This window comes from Pseudomonas sp. 2848, from assembly GCF_003253945.1.
Taxonomy (GTDB): Bacteria; Pseudomonadota; Gammaproteobacteria; order Pseudomonadales; family Pseudomonadaceae; genus Aquipseudomonas.
Genome location: NZ_QKZD01000010.1, coordinates 132655 through 150436, shown reverse-complemented (window position 1 = coordinate 150436; position 17782 = coordinate 132655). Strand labels below are relative to the sequence as shown.

The 17782-nt window shown below is 63.7% G+C and carries 24 protein-coding genes; 16 read left to right on the top strand and 8 right to left on the bottom strand.

Annotated elements, in window-relative coordinates; genetic code table 11:
* Window positions 1-22: 22 nt before the first annotated feature.
* A complete protein-coding gene (locus DFS21_RS20285) occupies window positions 23-1072 on the bottom strand; it encodes a 3-oxoacyl-[acyl-carrier-protein] synthase III C-terminal domain-containing protein (RefSeq protein WP_102684440.1) in 1050 nt (349 codons plus the stop codon).
* A 243-nt stretch (window positions 1073-1315) separates the two neighbouring features.
* On the opposite strand from DFS21_RS20285, the gene DFS21_RS20280 reads away from it, so the two are divergent.
* From DFS21_RS20280 to DFS21_RS20255, 6 genes are all read left to right on the top strand, one after another.
* Window positions 1316-3115 carry a glycoside hydrolase family 15 protein gene (locus DFS21_RS20280; protein ID WP_111532983.1) on the top strand — a complete coding sequence of 600 codons (1800 nt, stop codon included), beginning with the start codon at window positions 1316-1318 and terminating at the stop codon, window positions 3113-3115.
* A gap of 360 nt (window positions 3116-3475) precedes the next feature.
* Window positions 3476-3730 carry a hypothetical protein gene (locus DFS21_RS20275; RefSeq protein ID WP_110698602.1) on the top strand — a complete coding sequence of 85 codons (255 nt, stop codon included), beginning with the start codon at window positions 3476-3478 and terminating at the stop codon, window positions 3728-3730.
* Between the two features lie 190 nt (window positions 3731-3920).
* Window positions 3921-4184: a type II toxin-antitoxin system RelE/ParE family toxin gene (locus DFS21_RS20270; RefSeq protein ID WP_110698600.1), complete on the top strand. Its 264-nt coding sequence runs from the start codon at window positions 3921-3923 to the stop codon at window positions 4182-4184.
* A gap of 30 nt (window positions 4185-4214) precedes the next feature.
* Window positions 4215-4502, top strand: a complete 288-nt coding sequence (locus tag DFS21_RS20265; protein ID WP_110698598.1) for a HigA family addiction module antitoxin — start codon at window positions 4215-4217, stop codon at window positions 4500-4502.
* Window positions 4503-4565: 63 nt separating this feature from the next.
* The gene (locus DFS21_RS20260) at window positions 4566-4781 is read left to right on the top strand and encodes a hypothetical protein (RefSeq protein ID WP_110698596.1); all 216 of its coding nucleotides are present in this window, start codon (window positions 4566-4568) and stop codon (window positions 4779-4781) included.
* Between the two features lie 293 nt (window positions 4782-5074).
* Window positions 5075-5803, top strand: coding sequence for a DUF1353 domain-containing protein (locus DFS21_RS20255; RefSeq protein ID WP_110698594.1), 729 nt, complete (start codon window positions 5075-5077; stop codon window positions 5801-5803).
* 95 nt (window positions 5804-5898) lie between these two features.
* On the opposite strand, the gene glpT is transcribed toward DFS21_RS20255, so the two are convergent.
* Complete coding sequence (gene glpT / locus DFS21_RS20250) at window positions 5899-7251, bottom strand: glycerol-3-phosphate transporter (RefSeq protein ID WP_046856272.1); 1353 nt, start codon at window positions 7249-7251, stop codon at window positions 5899-5901.
* 223 nt (window positions 7252-7474) lie between these two features.
* On the opposite strand from glpT, the gene DFS21_RS20245 reads away from it, so the two are divergent.
* The 10 genes from DFS21_RS20245 (at window position 7475) to DFS21_RS20200 (ending at window position 12961) form a co-directional block, all read left to right on the top strand.
* On the top strand, window positions 7475-8494 hold the full coding sequence (locus DFS21_RS20245; RefSeq protein ID WP_110698592.1) for a helix-turn-helix domain-containing protein: 1020 nt from the start codon (window positions 7475-7477) through the stop codon (window positions 8492-8494).
* 200 nt (window positions 8495-8694) lie between these two features.
* Window positions 8695-9183 (top strand): DUF2589 domain-containing protein, encoded by a 489-nt coding sequence (locus tag DFS21_RS20240; RefSeq protein ID WP_110698590.1) that lies wholly within the window; start codon window positions 8695-8697, stop codon window positions 9181-9183.
* Window positions 9184-9194: 11 nt separating this feature from the next.
* Window positions 9195-9809, top strand: a complete 615-nt coding sequence (locus tag DFS21_RS20235) for a DUF2589 domain-containing protein (protein ID WP_110698588.1) — start codon at window positions 9195-9197, stop codon at window positions 9807-9809.
* Between the two features lie 87 nt (window positions 9810-9896).
* Window positions 9897-10169, top strand: a complete 273-nt coding sequence (locus DFS21_RS20230; protein WP_110698586.1) for a hypothetical protein — start codon at window positions 9897-9899, stop codon at window positions 10167-10169.
* A complete protein-coding gene (locus DFS21_RS20225) occupies window positions 10169-10474 on the top strand; it encodes a hypothetical protein (protein WP_110698584.1) in 306 nt (101 codons plus the stop codon). The genes DFS21_RS20230 and DFS21_RS20225 overlap by 1 nt, the downstream gene beginning before the upstream one ends.
* 43 nt (window positions 10475-10517) lie before the next feature.
* Entirely contained in the window at window positions 10518-10691 is a 174-nt protein-coding gene (locus tag DFS21_RS20220) for a hypothetical protein (RefSeq protein WP_250888410.1), read from the top strand.
* A gap of 31 nt (window positions 10692-10722) precedes the next feature.
* On the top strand, window positions 10723-11109 hold the full coding sequence (locus tag DFS21_RS20215) for a hypothetical protein (protein WP_110698580.1): 387 nt from the start codon (window positions 10723-10725) through the stop codon (window positions 11107-11109).
* Window positions 11110-11201: 92 nt separating this feature from the next.
* On the top strand, window positions 11202-11984 hold the full coding sequence (locus tag DFS21_RS20210) for a glycoside hydrolase family 19 protein (RefSeq protein ID WP_110698578.1): 783 nt from the start codon (window positions 11202-11204) through the stop codon (window positions 11982-11984).
* A gap of 77 nt (window positions 11985-12061) precedes the next feature.
* Window positions 12062-12628, top strand: coding sequence for an EndoU domain-containing protein (locus tag DFS21_RS20205; protein WP_110698576.1), 567 nt, complete (start codon window positions 12062-12064; stop codon window positions 12626-12628).
* A gap of 72 nt (window positions 12629-12700) precedes the next feature.
* Window positions 12701-12961 carry a hypothetical protein gene (locus DFS21_RS20200; RefSeq protein WP_110698574.1) on the top strand — a complete coding sequence of 87 codons (261 nt, stop codon included), beginning with the start codon at window positions 12701-12703 and terminating at the stop codon, window positions 12959-12961.
* A 90-nt stretch (window positions 12962-13051) separates the two neighbouring features.
* On the opposite strand, the gene DFS21_RS20195 is transcribed toward DFS21_RS20200, so the two are convergent.
* The 6 genes from DFS21_RS20195 to DFS21_RS20170 form a co-directional block, all read right to left on the bottom strand.
* Window positions 13052-14338, bottom strand: a complete 1287-nt coding sequence (locus DFS21_RS20195; protein WP_110698572.1) for a sorbosone dehydrogenase family protein — start codon at window positions 14336-14338, stop codon at window positions 13052-13054.
* Entirely contained in the window at window positions 14335-14757 is a 423-nt protein-coding gene (locus DFS21_RS20190) for a DUF2231 domain-containing protein (RefSeq protein ID WP_102684433.1), read from the bottom strand. The genes DFS21_RS20195 and DFS21_RS20190 overlap by 4 nt, the downstream gene beginning before the upstream one ends.
* A 137-nt stretch (window positions 14758-14894) precedes the next feature.
* Window positions 14895-15200 (bottom strand): NIPSNAP family protein, encoded by a 306-nt coding sequence (locus DFS21_RS20185; RefSeq protein WP_110698570.1) that lies wholly within the window; start codon window positions 15198-15200, stop codon window positions 14895-14897.
* Between the two features lie 219 nt (window positions 15201-15419).
* Window positions 15420-15974, bottom strand: coding sequence for a lipocalin family protein (locus DFS21_RS20180; RefSeq protein ID WP_110698569.1), 555 nt, complete (start codon window positions 15972-15974; stop codon window positions 15420-15422).
* 63 nt (window positions 15975-16037) lie between these two features.
* Window positions 16038-16619 carry a hypothetical protein gene (locus tag DFS21_RS20175; protein WP_110698567.1) on the bottom strand — a complete coding sequence of 194 codons (582 nt, stop codon included), beginning with the start codon at window positions 16617-16619 and terminating at the stop codon, window positions 16038-16040.
* Between the two features lie 83 nt (window positions 16620-16702).
* A complete protein-coding gene (locus tag DFS21_RS20170; protein ID WP_111532982.1) occupies window positions 16703-17716 on the bottom strand; it encodes an XdhC family protein in 1014 nt (337 codons plus the stop codon).
* Window positions 17717-17782: the final 66 nt, after the last annotated feature.

Genomic DNA, 17782 nt, shown 5'->3' with positions numbered 1-17782 from the left:
GCGGTAGGTGCGCAGGTGTGCCCTACAAGGTGAACGACAGGGCCGAGAACACCATCCCGCCACTGCCCGCCCAGCCCATGCAGAACTGACCTTGCTCGGCTTCGCCCCGGCTCATCGCATCAAAGATGCCGAAGGGAATCGATGCGGTAATGATGTTGCCGGTCTTGTGCCCGACGTGATGCAACTTGTGATCGACGCCGATCATCTGGCCAATATGTTCCCACATCTTTGGCGAACCGGTATGGATGAACACTTTGTGCACGTCGTCCGCAGTAAGCTTCTGCAGGTTGAAGACTTTTATCGCTTCGTTGCGACCGTCTTCGTGCAAGGCGGCGGCATAGGAGTTGAACTGATACTGGCCGCCGGTAGGTTCGATCCTGGCAATATCCTCCTCGTTGCAGAACAGTTTCCAGTCCGGCAACGAGATCGTCGACAAGTCACTCAGGTCAGGTCGGTTGATGTACGAGAACTTGAAGTTATCCGCTGCCTCGTTACTGAGGATGGTGACAACGGCGGCTTCACCGATGGTAAAGCTCGGGAATTTGTAGGCCAGTTCGGCCGGCGATTGCAGCGAGAAGTTCTTGGGCATCACCGGCCCGCCCGCCGACATGCCGAACTCCATGTTGACGATGGCGGCGTAGCGGATTTCACCCGCTTGCATCTTGCTGTTGATGACGTCCATGGCCGTCACCCAGCCGTTGCAGGCGTCGACCACATCGAAGTTGCGGCAGTTCAGGCCCAGCGCCTTGGCGATGAAGGTACTGTTGGCCGGCTCGATGAAGCCACGGGTGACATTGGGATAGATCAGCAGGTCCAGGTCGGCCTTGCCGATATTGGCCTGGGCCAGCGCCGCATCGAACGCCGCCTCCATCAATTGCATCGGCGTCTCGTCAGCCGCCAGCCAATGGCGTGTGTCGCTGCCGCTTTTTTCCAGCAACTTGCCGATGGTCTTCAGTGTTTTCGGCAAGTCTTCCTGGAAGGTGTCCCGGGAGTGTTCTTCCACCAGGTTGATCACGTCCTGGTTGCTGACGCAGCGTGAGGGCAGTATTCCGGATAAACCGACAATCTTCATATAACGTCCTTGTTGAAAGTAGAGACTCAGCGCACTGGTTGCGCAGGGGTAGAAGCTTATTCATCCTGAAAAGCAACCACTGGCCCAGTATTTCTAACACAGCGCAACAGTGGGTCTGTGCCGTGGATCAATGTTCTTGCGCATCGATTCGACCGCCTCGGTAACCTGCACAGAGTGCAGCTCAACGGAACCTGCAATCCCGCTTCGGCATCCAAACTCACGCCCACCGCCTGAGGATCCGAGATGCCCGCCCTGATCGAAGACTACGCCCTCATCGGCAACTGTCGCAGTGCCGCCCTGATCAACCGCGACGGCGCCCTCGACTGGCTGTGCCTGCCACGCTTCGACGCTCCCGCGGTGTTCGCCGCATTGCTGGGCAACGAGGAAAACGGCCGTTGGCGCATCGCCCCCAGCGACCCGGTCGAACACAGCGCCCGCCGCTACCTCGACGACACCCTGGTACTGGAAACCACCTGGACCACCGCCAGCGGCCGCGCCCGTGTGCTCGACTGCATGCCCCTGGGCGAATCCAATGCTGTGTTGCGCATTGTCGAGGGCCTGGCCGGCGAGACGGCGTTCGAGATGGACCTGGTGCTGCGCTTCGACTATGGCCGCAGCGTGCCCTGGGTGGAGAAGCTCGACCCGCTGACCCTTAGCGCGGTTGCCGGCCCCGATCGCCTGATCCTGCGCAGCAGCACCGAGACCCATGGCCGGGACCACCACAGCGTCGCCCGGTTTCGCGTGCGCGCCGGTGAGCGCCAGGTGTTCAGCCTTTGCCACCAGCCCTCGCACCTGCCTGTGCAGCCCGGTTGCGATGTCGACCACGACCTCGAGCAGACCATCAACCAATGGCAGGCCTTCGCCGCCCGCTGCCCCGACGTTGGCCCGTACACCGAGCGGGTACGCCGTTCGCTGCTGACCCTCAAGGCCATGACCTACGCGCCCACCGGGGGCATGGTCGCCGCCGTCACCACCTCGCTGCCCGAGCGTGTCGGCGGCGAGCGCAACTGGGACTATCGCTACTGCTGGCTGCGCGACGCGACCATGACCTTGCTGGCGCTGATGAACCTCGGCTACTTCGACGAAGCCCAGGCCTGGCGCGAGTGGTTGCTGCGCTCGGTGGCGGGCAACCCCGAGCAGATGCAGATCATGTATGGGCTGGCGGGGGAGCGCGACCTGCCGGAGTTCAGCCTGCCCTGGCTGGCCGGTTACGAGCATTCGCAGCCGGTGCGGGTCGGCAATGCCGCTTCCGAGCAGTTGCAGCTGGATATCTACGGCGAACTGGCCGACGCCATGACCCAAGCCATCAAGGGCGGGCTGCCGCGGCATCCGCGCAGCGCCGCCATCGCCCGCTCGATCCTGCCGTACCTTGAAAGCATCTGGCGCGAGCCCGACGAGGGGCTGTGGGAGGTGCGCGGCGGTCGCCAGCACTTCGTGCACTCCAAGGTCATGGCCTGGGTTGCCTTCGACCGCTCGGCGAGCCTGGCCGACACCACCGAGGAAGGGCGTGAACGGGGGCGACATTACCGCCAGGTGGCGGACCAGATCCGTGACGAGGTCTGCCGCCGCGGGCTGGATGCCGACGGGCGCCACTTCGTCCAGGCCTACGGTTCGACCGAGCTGGACGCGAGCCTGCTGCAGATCGCCCTGACCGGCTTTCTGCCGGCCGACGATCCACGTTTCCTGCGCACCCTCGAACAGATCGAAACCCACCTGCTGCGCAACGGCCTGCTGCTGCGCTATGACAGCGATAGTTGCAGCGACGGCCTGACGCCTGGGGAGGGGACGTTCCTGGTGTGTTCGTTCTGGTTGGCGGATGTCTACGTGCTGCTGGGGCGGCAGGAGGAGGCACAGGGGCTTTATGAGCGGCTCACGGCCTTGTGCAATGACGTGGGATTGCTGGCCGAACAGTACGACCCGGTGGGCAAACGAATGTTGGGGAACTTTCCGCAGGCGTTCAGCCATATCGGCATCATCAATACCGCGTTGAACCTGCACCGGGCGCAGTGTCCGGTGCGGGATCGGGCGAAATGCGGTGACTGAGCCTGCGATTTCTGACACTGGGCTATCAGCTTTTCCTTATTGCTTGTAGTCCATTTCCGAATCATTCTTTTGCCACCTTTAAGCCATTGCTACGGTCTTCCTTGCAACCTAGGCTCCCCTGGTCGTTGCCAATTCAGCGACCGGGTCTGCAAACCCGTGCCAAAGAAGGAGGACGCCGTTGCCAGGCTTCAGGTGCATCACCGCACTGTGAGGTTTGTTTCATGGTGGCTGCGTACGGGAGGTCTTCAGACCTGCCGGGTTACCTTCTTCTGCCCCGGTTTTTGCAGCCTGTACGTAGTCACCACCCCTCCACTGCAAAGGAAGGATGGCGACCTATCTTTAACTGCAGGAGAAGTCGAAATGTTGAAGATCGTCCCCGATCCACCCCCAACCAATCCTTCCCCTCATCACCTCGAAGACACCCTGATTCAGGCGGCGGAATACGTGCGCTGCGCCCTTATCGTGGCCCATCAGTCGGTATTGGTCTCGCATCCGCATTCGCTCGGAGCAACACTGGCGCTGACGGCGGTGCATGAGATGGAAACCGTACGCGCACTGCTGGACTCGGCGTTGGCGCAGGTACAGATACCAGGTGAGCCGCAGACACGGCATTGAGGTGGCGCATCCAGCGGGCAGGCAACGTTTGATGTGTGAACGACTGTCGAGGATCGGCCATGCCTGCGGGAATGTCGGCAGCGACACTATCACGGGGCAAGCACGTAGGCAGGGCACGACATCTTTATCGGCAGGGTGTGACGCATGGGGTCACGCTCCGGTTTCGTCGCATGGAACGGATGCGTGCCCCATGATCATCAGCTTTCGCCACAAAGGCCTGCGGCTCTTCCACGAAACGGGTAATACCCGCGGCATTCAGGCTGCCCATGTCCAGCGACTGCGGCGACAGTTGCAGTTCCTCGACAGTGCCGTGGTCGCCGAGGACATGAATGTGCCTGGCTGGCAGTTGCACCCGCTCAAAGGAGAGCGGCTCAGTTTCTGGTCGATAAGCGTGTCCGGCAATTGGCGCCTGGTATTCCGTATCACAGGCTTTGATGTCGAACTGGTCGACTAGCTCGACTACCACTGACAAGGGGCAAAAATCATAGCTATGCGCAACCCGCCTCACCCTGGCGAAACCCTGCGTGAAGATGTCCTGCCGACCTTGGGCCTGACGGTCAAGGCGTTCGCCGAGCATCTGGGTTTCTCGCGTGAGGCGCTGTCGCGGGTCCTTCATGGCCGAGCGGCGGTTTCTCCGGACCTGGCGGTACGCCTGGAAATGGCCGGCATCAGCACGGCGTGGCTGTGGCTGACGGTCCAGGTCGACTACGACATCTGGCAGGCGCGCCAGCGTCAGCAGCCTGTGATCAAGCGGCTTCACCAGGCGGCCTGAAGCTCCTGCAAAGAGCAGCAACGCATGCGTGCTAAAGGTCACGCAAGGTCAGGGAGCTGACTGATGAGATGCCTGTACTTCCTGTTGTCGCTGCTGTTGCTGATGCCCGCCACCATGGCCAATGACGGCGACGGCACAGAACCTGCCCCAGCGCAGCTGACGGTTGCCAACCGCACAATCTTCACCTTTCGCGCCAGCGTGCTTGGCGAACCTCCGGCAGTGCGTGTGCAGCGCTCCGGACGGTGGTCGACGAGGCCCTGCGTGGTGCCGAAGGGCTGACGCAGCATTACCTGGGTGACCCAGCACAGGAAAAATGGGTAGCGCCCGAGCGCTTGTACTGCGCGCCAGCGCAGGCGCCAGATGCTGCGAAGTTCGATGTGCCTCGTTAGTTAGCAAGGCAATCCTGAAGGCCAAGCAACGCAGAGTCCTGCTCAAGGGCGGCCAGGTGGCGAGGCCGGACATCACGCGGTTGGGCGTGCGCAGGGGATGCCTGCTGCTGGAAATGGACCGATGGCTTTTTGATTCTATTCTTGGATTGGTCTGTCAACCCGCATGAACAGGGAGGTATCAAAATGAGAGTGGAACTACTCGCTGTGATGCTCGTGCTGAGCTCGAACGCTGTTGCCCAGGACTGGGGGAAATTCTCCAGCCCCCTCAATGTCGAGCTATTACCGACTCAGCGCGATATTCGCTTGCTTCAGGACTTCACCTACACCGGGCCACGGCCGGGAAAAGTATTCTGGCTGGCGCCCAAGAACACGATATCCGATGGCGCATCCATACCCAGAGTCGCCTGGAGTGTTGTTGGGGGACCGTTGGATGGTCCGTATCGGCAGGCAGCCATCATTCATGATGTGGCGTGCGTGAAGCGAACACGGAGTTGGCAGGATACCCATAGAGCTTTTTATACGGGCATGAGGGCCGCTGGAATCGGGGAGACTCAAGCCAAGGTCATGTATGGCGCGGTCTATCACTTCGGGCCGCGTTGGGCGGAGCCGGAGTTCGTCAAGATACCCAGGACACGAACTGCAACCTTCGCCACTGAGTTCGCCCAATTCAAAGCGACGTTACCGCCTGGTAAAAAAGCTGAGTTGATAAGCGACGGTCGAGTGATATCCAGAACTGTCTCGGATGGATTATTCACACGTGAGTCGATAGACGAAGTTGTAGGTGCCGTGGTCGAAGTGCGCGAAGTGCAACCGCCTGTCACGCAAGCGGCCTTCGACAAGATGCGCGGTGAAATCGAGCGGAGCAACCCAAGCCTGGATGAGATCGAGAAGTTGCCCGTCTCGAACCTGTAGCGCGATCAATCATGGTTATCTGTCATTCAGTGACCTGAAAACGCAAAGCCCGGGCCATGAGCCCGGGCTTTTTTCAACGAGGTGTCCCGCTGTGGTCAGGCCACTGCCTCACGACCGGCACTGGCCACCTTGGTATGGCGCAAGGTCGGAATCAGGAACGCAATCGCCAGCACGCACGCGCTGACCAGCATCACGAAGCCACCGTCCCAGCCGAAGTGGTCGACGGTGTAGCCCATCGCCGCGCTGGCCGCGACCGAGCCGCCCAGGTAACCGAACAACCCGGTGAAGCCTGCCGCGGTACCGGCGGCTTTCTTCGGCGCCAGTTCCAGCGCCTGCAGGCCGATCAGCATCACCGGACCGTAGATCAGGAAGCCGATGGCGAACAAAGCGATCATGTCGATGGTCGGGTTGCCCGGCGGGTTGAGCCAGTACACCAGGGTGGCCACGGTGACCAAAGCCATGAACACGATGCCGGTCAGGCCACGGTTGCCGCGGAAGATCTTGTCGGACATCCAGCCGCACAGCAGGGTGCCGGGGATGCCGGCCCACTCGTAGAAGAAGTAGGCCCACGAGGTGGTGTCGACGCTGAAGTGCTTGGCTTCCTTCAGGTAGGTCGGCGCCCAGTCCAGCACGCCGTAGCGCAGCAGGTAGACGAACACGTTGGCCAGGGCGATGTACCACAGCAGTTTGTTGCACAGCACGTACTGGACGAAGATCTGCTTGGCGCTGAACTCCTGCTCGTGGCTCTCATCGTAGCCTTCGGGGTAGTCGTTCTTGTACTGCTCGACCGGCGGCAGGCCGACCGATTGGGGGGTGTCGCGCATGGTGGCGAAGGCGAACACGGCCACCAGCACGGCGACCGTGGCGGGCACATAGAAAGCCGCATGCCAGTCGTTGGTCCAGGCCAGGCCCAGCAGGAACAGCGGGCCGATCAGGCCGCCGCCGACGTTATGGGCGACGTTCCACACCGACACCACGCTGCCGCGCTCCTTCTGCGACCACCAGTGCACCATGGTCCGGCCGCTTGGCGGCCAGCCCATGCCCTGGGCCCAGCCGTTGATGAACAGCAGCACGAACATGATCGTCACGCTGGACGTGGCCCAATGCGCGAAACCGAAAATGAACATCACCCCGGCCGAGATCAGCAGGCCGAAGGGCAGGAAGTAGCGTGGGTTGGAGCGGTCCGAGACCAGGCCCATGAGGAACTTGGACAAACCGTAGGCGATGGCGATGGCGGAGATCGCCAGGCCAAGCTGGCCGCGGGTGTAGCCCTCTTCCTCGATGAGGTAGGGCATGGCCAGGGAGAAGTTCTTGCGCAGCAGGTAGTAGCCGGCATAGCCGAAGAAGATCCCGGCGAAGATTTGCCAGCGCAGGCGGCGATAGGTGCTGTCGACACGCTCGTCGGGCAGCGGCGCCTGGTGCGCGGCAGGGCGGAAGAAGGCAAACATGTGAAGCTCCCAGCTTGTTATAGGTATGCGAAAGCGAATATTACATTTTCGTTACGGAAAAAATCTCGGTTTTAGGCCGGGTGGTTGTTCTTTTGTGAAAGCCTGCGCATGGGTGATTACGGCAGCGCAAGGCATCCTCTGACATTGATGATGGCGATTGGCTACGCACTGGTCAGTTGTGGACCACTTTTCCGGCTCTACTACGGACGGAAGAGCCAATCCCATGGATATTCACGCAACGCCAATCGACCGCGCCACGCTGCTGCCCCACCTGCACCTCGGTCAGGAAAATCATCCCGGCTGGCCCTCGGTGCTGTTCGGCACCACGGCCCGTGCCGGGACCTCGGTTGACGCCTCGCTCGCGGTCTTTCATTTCAAGCGGTTCCTGTTGTGTAGCGGTCGCCTGGACGCTGCCCGCTATGTGCGTGATCGAGCGCGTCTGGCCTGGTGTGACCTGGATCACTATGTGTTGTACCTGCCGCTGCAACGTGGGCTGGCCGGCGGCAATGGCCTACGCGTGCGCGTGCAGGATGTAGTGGTGCTGGACCTGGCCCAGCCGGCGGCATTCGGCATGGCCGCAGGCGAGGGGCTGAGCCTGGTCATCCCGCGCGTAGTGGTGCCCCATGCCAAGGGGCAACTCCATGGCCTGCGATTGTGCCGGCAAAGCACGATGGGCGGCCTTCTGGGGCGCCTGCTGGCGTCGCTGGCGGTGGCCGCACCGCGCCTGACCGAGGATGACTGCACACGGCTGACCGAGCCCTTGCTCCATGTGATCGCCGCGTGCCTGGCCAGCGCGGTGACCGACCCTGCGCTTGTCGTACCGGACGCCGAGACCTTGGGGCGGCGCGCCCGTCGTTACATCGAGGGCAACCTGCAGCGTGACGACCTTACCCCGGCCGTTGTGGCCAAGGCACTGGGTACCTCGCGCAGCCAGTTGTACCGGGCGTTCGAACCGTTCGGCGGGGTAGCGCGCTATCTGCTGCAACGGCGTCTGCGGCGTTGCCTGCTGGCGTTGGGCGAGCCCGCCAATGCCGGGCGGCGTATCGGCGACCTGGCTTATGTCTACGGGTTCACCGACGAAGGGCATTTCAGCAAGGCGTTTCGCAAGGCCTTCGGCCTGTCGCCCCGTGCCGCCCGGAGGGCGCTGCAGCGCGGTGAGCTGAGTGCCAGTTACGCCGCGGCGAGCGGCGCGCACGCCCCGCCTTCGCTGGCCCGTTGGCTGCATGAGCTGGCTGGCCAGTAACCCCCGCATCCTGGGACGGCTGACCAGGTTTTTGGGACGCCCAGCCCCGGACAGAGCGTGGCCCTGACCGTAATCTGGATTCAACGGGTAACCCAACCACCCTTCAATCCGGTGCCGTCGTCAGGGCCTGAACCTGCAACGCACGAACTGCGAAGCCACCCGGACGGCATCGGCACCGCAACAGACAAGGAGCGTCGGACGTGGCGAATCAATCCCTCCACCACCTCATCCAGAGCATCGCCGGCGCGGTCGCAGAGGCGCAGGACAAGATCCAGCGTTTTCAGGTATCGACCGTGCGCCAGTACTTCGACGAAGACAACCGACCGGTGAGCATCGATGTGCGCCTGCCGTCCCATTCGCCCGAAGCGCGCGAAGGCGAGGAGCGCGTGGTGCGTGTGCCGCTGCTGTCGCTGGTGGGGGCACGGCTGATGGCCGTCAAGGACATGGAAATCTCGTTCGAGGTAGGGCTGAACGCCGATGACGGCTCGGCTGCGAACGTCGGACCGGCCAATGCCGGCGCCGATGGCTCGGGCTGGCCGAGCGAGAACCACAAGGCTCTGAACGTCGACCTGGGCGTTCGCCGCAATGGTGAAGGCGGGCCACTGGCGCGCGTCACCCTCAAAGTCGAAACCCAGCCCCCGTCGGAGGGGATGGCTCGGCTGCTGCAAAACCTCGATAAATTGATCTAGGAGACACAGAAATGGCTAACTTCTCGATGGGTGACCAGTTCCGCGGCCTGCCCATGGGCGACCTGATCGGTGGTCCGCTGACCGCCGCCTGCGACGCCCAGGTCCGCCTGGCCAACGCTACCGCCGACTTCATCAAGGTGATCGGCTTCCTGCCACCGGCGCCTGACCCGAACAACACCGACCCCAACCGGGTGGGTGATGTGCGTACGGTCAGCTTCCGCTTCGACCGTCCCTCCACCAGCAAGCCCGACGACGGCACCATCCCCATGGAACGGGTCGAGTTGGAAGTACCGCTGCTGGCGGTGGTCAAGGTGCCGAACCTGTCGATCAACAAGGTCGACATCACCTTCGACATGGAGGTGAAGAACTCCGAGCAATCGCGCGAAGCCACCGACGCCCAGGCGGCGATGTCGGCCGAGGCCAGTGTGGGCTGGGGGCCGTTCAGCGCCAAAGTCAACATCTCAGGCTCGGTGTCCTCGCACAAGGAGAACACCCGTTCCACCGACCAGTCGGCCAAGTACCACGTCGAGGTGCACGCCGCCGACGACGGAATGCCGGAAGGGCTGGCCCGGGTGCTGGACATGATCTCGCAGTCGGTTGCGCCAAAAGCCATCACCCAGCAGTAAAGGGTGAGCGGCCCAGCGTCAGCCCTGGGTTCGCCTGAGCCTTGACCGGGGGTTGGCCGTCAGTCTTTTCCGGAAAGGAGTTCCGTGATGTTCGATCTAACGGACGTGGGATATGTGAAACGCATCGTCGTCGGCAGCACCGATCCGGAGAAGCTGACGTCGCAGGATGTGATCCAGGCGCAGACCGCGCTGCTCAACCGCTGTCTCTGCGAGCCGCCGAAGGGGCGCATCGTCGGCATCGAGAAGAGCTTCAACCTGCTCAACATCGGCGAGCACCAGGTGGTGCTGCAGTCGCTCATCTACCACGTGGGCTTCGCCCGTCGGCCGTTCTGGCTGCCTGACGAGCAGGAGGCCTCGTGATGAACCACCTCGAAGAATTCGTCCAGGCCCTCGGCGGTGCCATGGCCGGCGCCCAGCAGGTCACAGGGGCGCGTTGGCCGGGCATCCGCATCGCCCAGATGGAGGTGTCGCTGGCCGCGACCGTCGAGCCAGGCGATGTCTCGGGCTGCCTGGCGTTGCGGGTCGGCCGCCCGCCACGCGGTAAGCAGACCTTGCATGAACTGAGCATTGTCGTGCCCGGCGACGCCCATGCGGCGATCGTCGTGCGCCTCGATGGCGAGCTGTTCGGGCACTACCGGAGGCCCGCTGATGGCCAGGCGAACTGACCGCTCGATGCGGCTGCTGCTGTCAACCCAGGAGACTCGAACCATGCGCACGATCCTGAAGAAAAAAACCGCGCAACCGGCGCGTATGTCCACCACCAGGCGCGTGCTGTGCGCCATCGGCGCTGCGGTGCTGTCTGCGCTGGTGGCTCTGGGCGCGATCCAGCCTGACCTGGCCCTGAGCATCGCCAAGTGGGCGGGGCTGGTGCTGGCGTTCTGAACCCTGCATTCAACCAACAAGGAGAGTCACCATGAAACAGTTGGCAACTGCACTGGTGGGGGCGTTGGCCCTCACCAGCCTGGCATCGGCCTGGGCCGTCGAGTACCGCGGCACCTTCAAGGACGATGGCCGCGACATCCCCGTCGTCCTGGACATTGAACCCGCCGCCGGGTTGGGGGATCGCGCCGGCAAGGTGCGTTTCAACGGCAATTGGAAATGCGGCTTCGACCTGGAGTACAGCGGGGCCAACGGGCAGGTCAACAGCTATGGCCTGGATGGCGCAGGCGCTGGCCTGTGCGGGCAACTGGCGCAGGGCTACCTGCAGAGCAGCCAGGGTGGCGGTGGCTTGCAGGTGCAACTGTTTACCCAACGCAACAAGCTGGCTTACAGCCTGACGCTCTTGCCATCCGGTAAGTAGCGCCAACCCCCACGACACCTCTCGCTTCGACACCAAGGCACGGCCTGCCCGCTGCCCCACGGGGAGCGGCTTGCCCGAAAAAGGAGCAGACCATGTGCATCACCAACACCGTAGGAACCGGCGGTAGCAATGCGCCCGCCGATGTGCGCAGCCTGCAACTGCTGCTCAACCTCAACAGCGGGCAACGCGGCTTCAGTTGCGCGCTCGGCACCGATGGCCTCTGGGGCGCAGGCACGCGCAGCGCCCTTGAGAGCTTCCAGCAGATCATCGGCAGCCCGGCCGGCAAACCGGTAGTGCCGGGCGACACGACCCTGGCCGCCTTGCGGGTCGGGCTGCCCGGCGGGCTCGGCGTGGCCAAGCTGTGGTTGGCGCTGATCAACGCCAGCAGCGCACGCATCACGGCGTTCCATCAGCCGTTGCTGGAGGTGCTGACCCGCTACCGCATCGATACGCCACTGCGTATTGCTCACTTCCTCGCCCAGATCGCCCATGAGAGTGGCTGCCTTCGATACACCGAAGAGCTGGCCAGCGGCAGTGCCTACGAAGGGCGCAAGGACCTCGGCAACCTGCAGCCGGGCGACGGCCCGCGCTTCAAGGGGCGTGGCCTGATTCAGCTCACCGGCCGCGCCAACTATCGCCAGTACGGCCAGTACTGCACGCGCGACTTCGAGAACAAGGACGACCCCGCCCTGGTGAGCAGCGACCCGGCCCTGGCGGTGGATGTCGCCGGCTGGTTCTGGGCCAACCGCAAGCTCAACGACTGGGCCGACAAGGATGACCTGCGCGAAGTCACCCGGCGCGTCAACGGCGGCTTCAACGGCCTCGATGATCGTGCCGCTTATCTAGCCCGGGCCAAGTGGCTGCTGCTCGGCTGACCCCACTCCCGCTTTCCGCCGGCAGCGGCGGAGCCAGAGGACAACAACGTCCTGTCACTGCAAAAAGGAGCTTCAAGATGAAAAAGACTTTCGTAGCAACCCCTGCACGTGCCGTGCTGGCTGGTCTGGCGATTATCGGCAGCTTGGCCTTCACCCTGGTGCCGATGGCGCCTGCCCAGGCCGCCGTGCAATGCCCGCAACCCAACTCGGGCGGCGCGCCCGCGGTCAACCAGCAGCATGTGTTCTGTGGTGAGGTTCAGGTGCAGGCTGCCGGCAACCGGGCCAAGGGCTTCCACAGCAGGCCGAACGGCCAGTCGCCTGCCACCGTGACCTTTACCGCTGCCACCACCAATACCCCGCGTGGTCCGGCCGGGATCTACGTGCTGCGCAACTTCAACATCACCCAAAATGGCGCGACCGGCACCAAGACCGTCTCCACGATGTTTCCTGACACTTGCTCACAAGCCAACGTGGTGGCGGCCATCCAGAACGCGTACAACAACCGCACCGGGCTGGTAAACGGCGAGTTCCACGGGCCGTCGGGGGCGAGTTGCCAGGCGGGCAACCCGGCGGCGTCCTTCAACATCGTCGGCTATATGAACGCCAGTGGCACGGTGGTAACCACCGCCTATCCTGACTACTGATTCTGCGTCACTCTCTGCAGGGCCGGGCGTGATGCCCGGCTCTTTTCGTCAGCACGACAAAGGAGTTTGCTGATGTCCAACATCCCATCCAGCAGTCTGCAGCAGTTCCTGGACGATGAGGTGACGGCCGTGGCACGCGAGCATTTGCTGGAAAAGGCCCTTGCCGCGCGCCTCAACCGAGTGGTGGAGCCCTACAGTGGCAATGCCTACCATGTTGCGTTCGAAGAGGACACGGTGGTGATCGAGCACTATTACATCGAAGGCTGGCCGGCCGTACACCTGCCGTTGCAGGATTTCATCAAAGCCTTGGAGTCGTTTGCAGGCAAGGCCTGAACGCGCCTTGCAAAATGTGCATGGCGCTAGCCAGGTGCTCAACGCGAGCGCTGCACGCTCGTGTTGAGCACCTGAAAAGCCCTGGCGCCCCTACGGCTCGCGAGTCACCCGCCACAGGGTGTTGGCCAGGTCGTCGGCAATGATCAACGCCCCCTTCGGGTCGACGGTCACCCCCACGGGCCGGCCACGGGTCTTGCCGTCCCCGCCAAGAAAGCCCGTGGCGAAATCCACCGGCTCGCCGGCCGGCTTGCCGTCGCGAAACGGCACGAAGATCACCTTGTAGCCCACCGGGTTCGGCCGGTTCCAGCTGCCGTGTTCACCCACGAACACACCGTCGGCGAAGGTGTCGCCCATGGCCGGGTTGGAGAAGGCCACGCCCAGCGCCGCCACATGCGAGCCCAGGCTGTAGTCGGGCTTGATCGCGGCTTTCACCTTGTCCGGGTTCTGCGGCCGCACGCGGTCATCGACGTTCTGGCCCCAGTAGCTGTATGGCCAGCCATAGAACGCGCCTTCCTGCACCGAGGTCAGGTAGTCCGGCACCAGGTCCGGGCCCAGTTCGTCGCGCTCGTTGACCACTGCCCACAGTTTGCCGTCGCGTGGTTGGATGGCCAGCGCGGTCGGGTTGCGCAGGCCGGTGGCATAAGGCCGGTGGGCACCGGTCGCAGCGTCCACCTGCCAGACCATGGCGCGGTCGACCTCCGCCTCCATGCCACGCTCGGTGATGTTGCTGTTGGAGCCGATGCCTACGTACAGGTAGCGGCCGTCGGGGCTGATGGCCAGCGACTTGGTCCAGTGGTGGTTGATCTCGGCGGGCAGGTCGGTGACCTTGGTCGGCGGGCCACCGGCCTGGGTCTGGCCGTCCTGGTAATCGAAGCGCACCAGCGCGTCCTGGTTGGCCACGTACAGCTTGCCGTTGGCATAGGCCAGGCCATAGGGGGCATTGAGGTGTTCGGCGAATACCGTCTGCAGTTCGTAGCGGCCATCGCCGTCGGCGTCGCGCAGCAGGGTAAGGCGGTTGCCGCCCTTGACCTGGGTGTTGCCCTTGGCCTTGATCTGGCTGGCGATCACGTCCTTGGGCTTGAGCTTGGCGGCGTTGCCACCACGCCCCTCGGCAACGAGGATGTCGCCATTGGGCAACACCAGGGTCTGGCGCGGGATCTTCAGGTCGGTGGCGATGGCGCTGATGCGGTAGCCCTGGGGCACCTGGGGTTTTTGCTCACCCCAGGCGGCCGGCTGGGCGATCTTCATGCTTGGCAGCAGCCCGCGTTCGGGGGCTGGCAATTTCGGGTCCGGACCATGGGCCTGGGTCTTCTCGCCGTCGCCGCCACAGGCGCTGAGCAGCAGGGCCATGCTCAGGGCGCTCAATGCGTGCTTCATGCTTCGCCCTCCGTGCGCAGGCGGGTCAGGCCGGCCCAGGTGGCGATCATGGCCAGCACCGTGACCACTACTGACAGCACCAGGCCTGCGGGCATCACGGCCCAGGCGTCCTTGGCGTGCTCGAAGGCGTTGACCAGGCCCAGTACCCAGGTGACCAGCAGCAACAGCACGTACAGCAGCGGGCGACCGGCCTTGCGTGGCGCCCGGATCAGGTTGGCCAGGGCAAACAGCAGCGCCAGGCCACTGGATAGCAGGGCCCCGGCGATCAGCCAGGCGGCGAAGTTGCTCCACTGGATCTGGTAGCTCTGGTAGTAGGCAATGTCGCTGAGCAGGGCGCCGAGGAACAGCGGCACGCTGCCGGCGAGCAGGGTCGCGTGCAGCGGCCCTGGGGTGCAACGGGGGAGGGTGGTAGTGGTCACTGGCTAGGCTCCTTGTCGATCGACGATCCTGGGTCGAGGGTGCTTAGGTGAGGATCGTGATCGAGGTGCAATAGTTCAGTGGCGTTTGCCGTTGGCTTTACCGGCGCCTGCAGGAGCCTGGGTCTTGCCTGGGAAATTCAGTCGAGCACGGGCCGCAGGAAGCTGCGCTCATAGCTGAGGATGAAACGCTGCTCGGTGGCCAGGGCAAAGGCGGCGATGCACTCGGGGTCGGTTTCCGAAGCTTTGCGGTACTGCTCGTAGGCCGCCAGGCTGGGGAAGCTGAACAGGGCATAGGCGACATTGTTGGCGCCTTCGCTGGGCAGGAAGTAGCCGTGGTGGCTGCCGCCCATGCGGTTGACCAGGCCGATCCACAGCTTGCCGTAGGCTTCGAAGGCGGGGACCTGGTAGGGGTCGATGATGTACTTGAGGTGGCAGGTGATCATTGCACGCAATCCTTTGGGTGAGCCGGGTGGCTCACCTTACAGGGCGTGGGCGTGGGCAGCTAGTGTGGTGTTTTGCAAATACGACCAATAACTCGCGAGCGATTTTTGCGCTCAGGCAAGGCGTCGCGACGAGTCGTAGCCCAGCTACGGCGAGGAGCGACAACGCCGCATGAGCGCAAAAGCGCCGCGAGTTATGGTCGTTATTTGTGAAACACCACACTAGAGTTTGGCCTGGCGCCAGATCAATTGCTCGGTGGGATAACCCTGCTTGCGCGCCAGCGCCAGTAGCTGGTCACGGGTCTGGTCACTGACAGTGGGGGTGCGCGACAGCAGCCACAGGTATTCGCGGTTCGGGTGGCCGACCACGGCCACGCGGTAATCCGCGTCGTGATACAGCACCCAGTATTCGCCCTTGGTCAGGTCCGGTGCCAGGCGGCTGAACCAGTTGTCGAAGCGCACCCAGAGCTTGTCGGTGCGGCCGGGCACCTGCGCCTCGGCGATGCCATTGGCCTGGTTCCATTGGCCGTCCTTTTCCAGGCAGCGGTTGGAGACGTCGATGCGCCCGTCCTCGCGCAGGCCATAACGGGCCTCGGACTGCACGCAATTGCGCTGGAAGAACATCGGCAGGCGCGCCAGTTCATACCAGGTGCCCTGGTAGCGCTGGAGCTCGACCTGTTGCGTGGTGGGCGGTGGCTGCTCGTCGCGGGCGCTGGTGCAGCCCGTGAGCGCGAGGGTAAGGCAGCAGCAAAACGGCACGGCCAGGCGCATCGCCATGGGAAACCTCCTGAAGGGGGGAAAGGCTTACATGGCTTTCGATGCGCGGGCCGGCCAAAGGTTTTACTGGGCTGGGCGGGAAGTTTCCACGCTCAGTACTTCGGTAAAGATGGCTTCGACGGTCTGGTCGACCTTGAGGTTTTTCATCCGTGCCTGCAGTTCGGGATTCTCGACCTTGACCACCTGCAGTTTGCCTTCGGGCGGCAGCAGGGTGACTTCATGAGTGTTCAGGTCGATCTTCTTGATCTGCGAGGTGACCTTGACCTGGCGGAAAGCCTCGCCACCAGGGTTGGGGTTGGCCGCGGTGGCGCGGATGGTGCCCGATTCCTCGGAGGCCTTGGGCGCGCCGCCGACATTGGTGTTCAGTACATAGGCGATGGCACGGGTGACTTTGATGTCGACCTGGTCGCCCTCCTTGAGGTGGGGCAGGGCCTTGGCCTGTTCGGTGAGCTGGAAGGTCACGTCCTTGTTGTGGGGACCCTCGACCGTGACCTGGCGGTTGGGCAGGTCGATCTTGGTCACTTCGGTGGTGATATGGCTTTCCAGCGCCTCGCTGGCGATGGGCAGTTCGGCCGCGTGGGCGGTGAGGCTGGCCGCGCCGATGAGCGAGGTGAAAGCGATGGCGCGGGCGAGAGTCGAGTTCATTGGCCTGTCTTCCTTGTGGTCGATACCGATGGGTGGTTCGCGTTGAGCAAGCATAGACAGTAGTTGGCTGGTGTGTGGCCCGCTTACAAGGCTGGCTGTTCCAGGGCCTTGGCGCCGGATACGCTCACCGCCCCGGGCAGTGTCACGGCATTCTTGGCGGCCAGCACTTCGGCCATCACGCTCACCGCGATCTCCGCCGGGGTCTTGCTGCCGATGTAGATGCCGATGGGGCCATGCAGTCGTTGCAACGAGGCCTCGCTCTCGCCGAAATGCTCAATCAAGCGCTCGCGGCGCAGCTGGCTGTTGCGCCGCGAGCCGATGGCGCCAATGTAGAACGCCGGGCTGTGCAGGGCCTCGAGCAGCGCCAGGTCGTCGAGCTTGGGGTCATGGCTGACGGCGATGATGCAGGTGCGCAGGTCTGCGTTGAAGGCGCGTACCGCATCGTCCGGCATGCCCTTGAGGTGCTCGACGCGGGCCACCGCCCAGGTGGCCATGTGTTCGGGGCGAGGGTCGCACACCGCCACCCGAAAACCGTTGAACAAGGCCATGGTCGCCAGGTATTCGGCCAGTGCCCCGGCGCCGATCAGCAGCATGCGGTAGCCGGGACCGAGGGTGTTGACCATGTGCTGGCCGTCGAAGCTGAACTGCTCGGGCGTGGCGGTGGCTGCCAGGCTCACCGCGCCGCTTTGCAGGGTCAGTCGGCGGCGCATCAGCCGGCCCTGGTCGAGGTGCTCCAGCAGTTGCAGCAGGGGCAACGCGGCCGGTTCGAATTCCAGGATCAGCTCCAGGGTGCCGCCACAGGGCAGGCCGAAGCGGTGGGCCTCGTCGGCGCTGACGCCATAGCGAATCACCTCGGGCCTGCCCTGGGGCAGGCCGGGGCCGCCATAGGCAGTGGTGTAGCGATGAATCAGGTCGTCTTCGATGCAGCCGCCGGACACGCTGCCAACCACCCGGCCATCGTTGCGCAGCGCCATCATCGAGCCGACCGGGCGAGGGGAGGAGCCCCAGGTGCGGGCGACAGTGGCGAGCAGCACGCGGTGCCCGGCCTGAAGCCAGTCGTGGGTGGTGCGCAGGACCAGCAGGTCGATGCTTTCCATGGTGTCCTCGGTTGTCTGTGCTCCACGCTTCACACGTGGGAGCGGGCTTGCCCCGCGATGGCGGTA

Coding starts and splice junctions, on each gene's coding strand:
- DFS21_RS20225 (WP_110698584.1), top strand. CDS start 10,169: ATGAACCACCTCGAAGAATTCGTCCAGGCCCTCGGCGGTGCCATGGCC.
- glpT (WP_046856272.1), bottom strand. CDS start 7,251: ATGTTTGCCTTCTTCCGCCCTGCCGCGCACCAGGCGCCGCTGCCCGAC.
- DFS21_RS20215 (WP_110698580.1), top strand. CDS start 10,723: ATGAAACAGTTGGCAACTGCACTGGTGGGGGCGTTGGCCCTCACCAGC.
- DFS21_RS20235 (WP_110698588.1), top strand. CDS start 9,195: ATGGCTAACTTCTCGATGGGTGACCAGTTCCGCGGCCTGCCCATGGGC.
- DFS21_RS20200 (WP_110698574.1), top strand. CDS start 12,701: ATGTCCAACATCCCATCCAGCAGTCTGCAGCAGTTCCTGGACGATGAG.
- DFS21_RS20220 (WP_250888410.1), top strand. CDS start 10,518: ATGCGCACGATCCTGAAGAAAAAAACCGCGCAACCGGCGCGTATGTCC.
- DFS21_RS20210 (WP_110698578.1), top strand. CDS start 11,202: ATGTGCATCACCAACACCGTAGGAACCGGCGGTAGCAATGCGCCCGCC.
- DFS21_RS20170 (WP_111532982.1), bottom strand. CDS start 17,716: ATGGAAAGCATCGACCTGCTGGTCCTGCGCACCACCCACGACTGGCTT.
- DFS21_RS20260 (WP_110698596.1), top strand. CDS start 4,566: ATGAGATGCCTGTACTTCCTGTTGTCGCTGCTGTTGCTGATGCCCGCC.
- DFS21_RS20185 (WP_110698570.1), bottom strand. CDS start 15,200: ATGATCACCTGCCACCTCAAGTACATCATCGACCCCTACCAGGTCCCC.
- DFS21_RS20195 (WP_110698572.1), bottom strand. CDS start 14,338: ATGAAGCACGCATTGAGCGCCCTGAGCATGGCCCTGCTGCTCAGCGCC.
- DFS21_RS20205 (WP_110698576.1), top strand. CDS start 12,062: ATGAAAAAGACTTTCGTAGCAACCCCTGCACGTGCCGTGCTGGCTGGT.
- DFS21_RS20280 (WP_111532983.1), top strand. CDS start 1,316: ATGCCCGCCCTGATCGAAGACTACGCCCTCATCGGCAACTGTCGCAGT.
- DFS21_RS20230 (WP_110698586.1), top strand. CDS start 9,897: ATGTTCGATCTAACGGACGTGGGATATGTGAAACGCATCGTCGTCGGC.
- DFS21_RS20175 (WP_110698567.1), bottom strand. CDS start 16,619: ATGAACTCGACTCTCGCCCGCGCCATCGCTTTCACCTCGCTCATCGGC.
- DFS21_RS20285 (WP_102684440.1), bottom strand. CDS start 1,072: ATGAAGATTGTCGGTTTATCCGGAATACTGCCCTCACGCTGCGTCAGC.
- DFS21_RS20275 (WP_110698602.1), top strand. CDS start 3,476: ATGTTGAAGATCGTCCCCGATCCACCCCCAACCAATCCTTCCCCTCAT.
- DFS21_RS20255 (WP_110698594.1), top strand. CDS start 5,075: ATGAGAGTGGAACTACTCGCTGTGATGCTCGTGCTGAGCTCGAACGCT.
- DFS21_RS20245 (WP_110698592.1), top strand. CDS start 7,475: ATGGATATTCACGCAACGCCAATCGACCGCGCCACGCTGCTGCCCCAC.
- DFS21_RS20180 (WP_110698569.1), bottom strand. CDS start 15,974: ATGGCGATGCGCCTGGCCGTGCCGTTTTGCTGCTGCCTTACCCTCGCG.
- DFS21_RS20270 (WP_110698600.1), top strand. CDS start 3,921: ATGATCATCAGCTTTCGCCACAAAGGCCTGCGGCTCTTCCACGAAACG.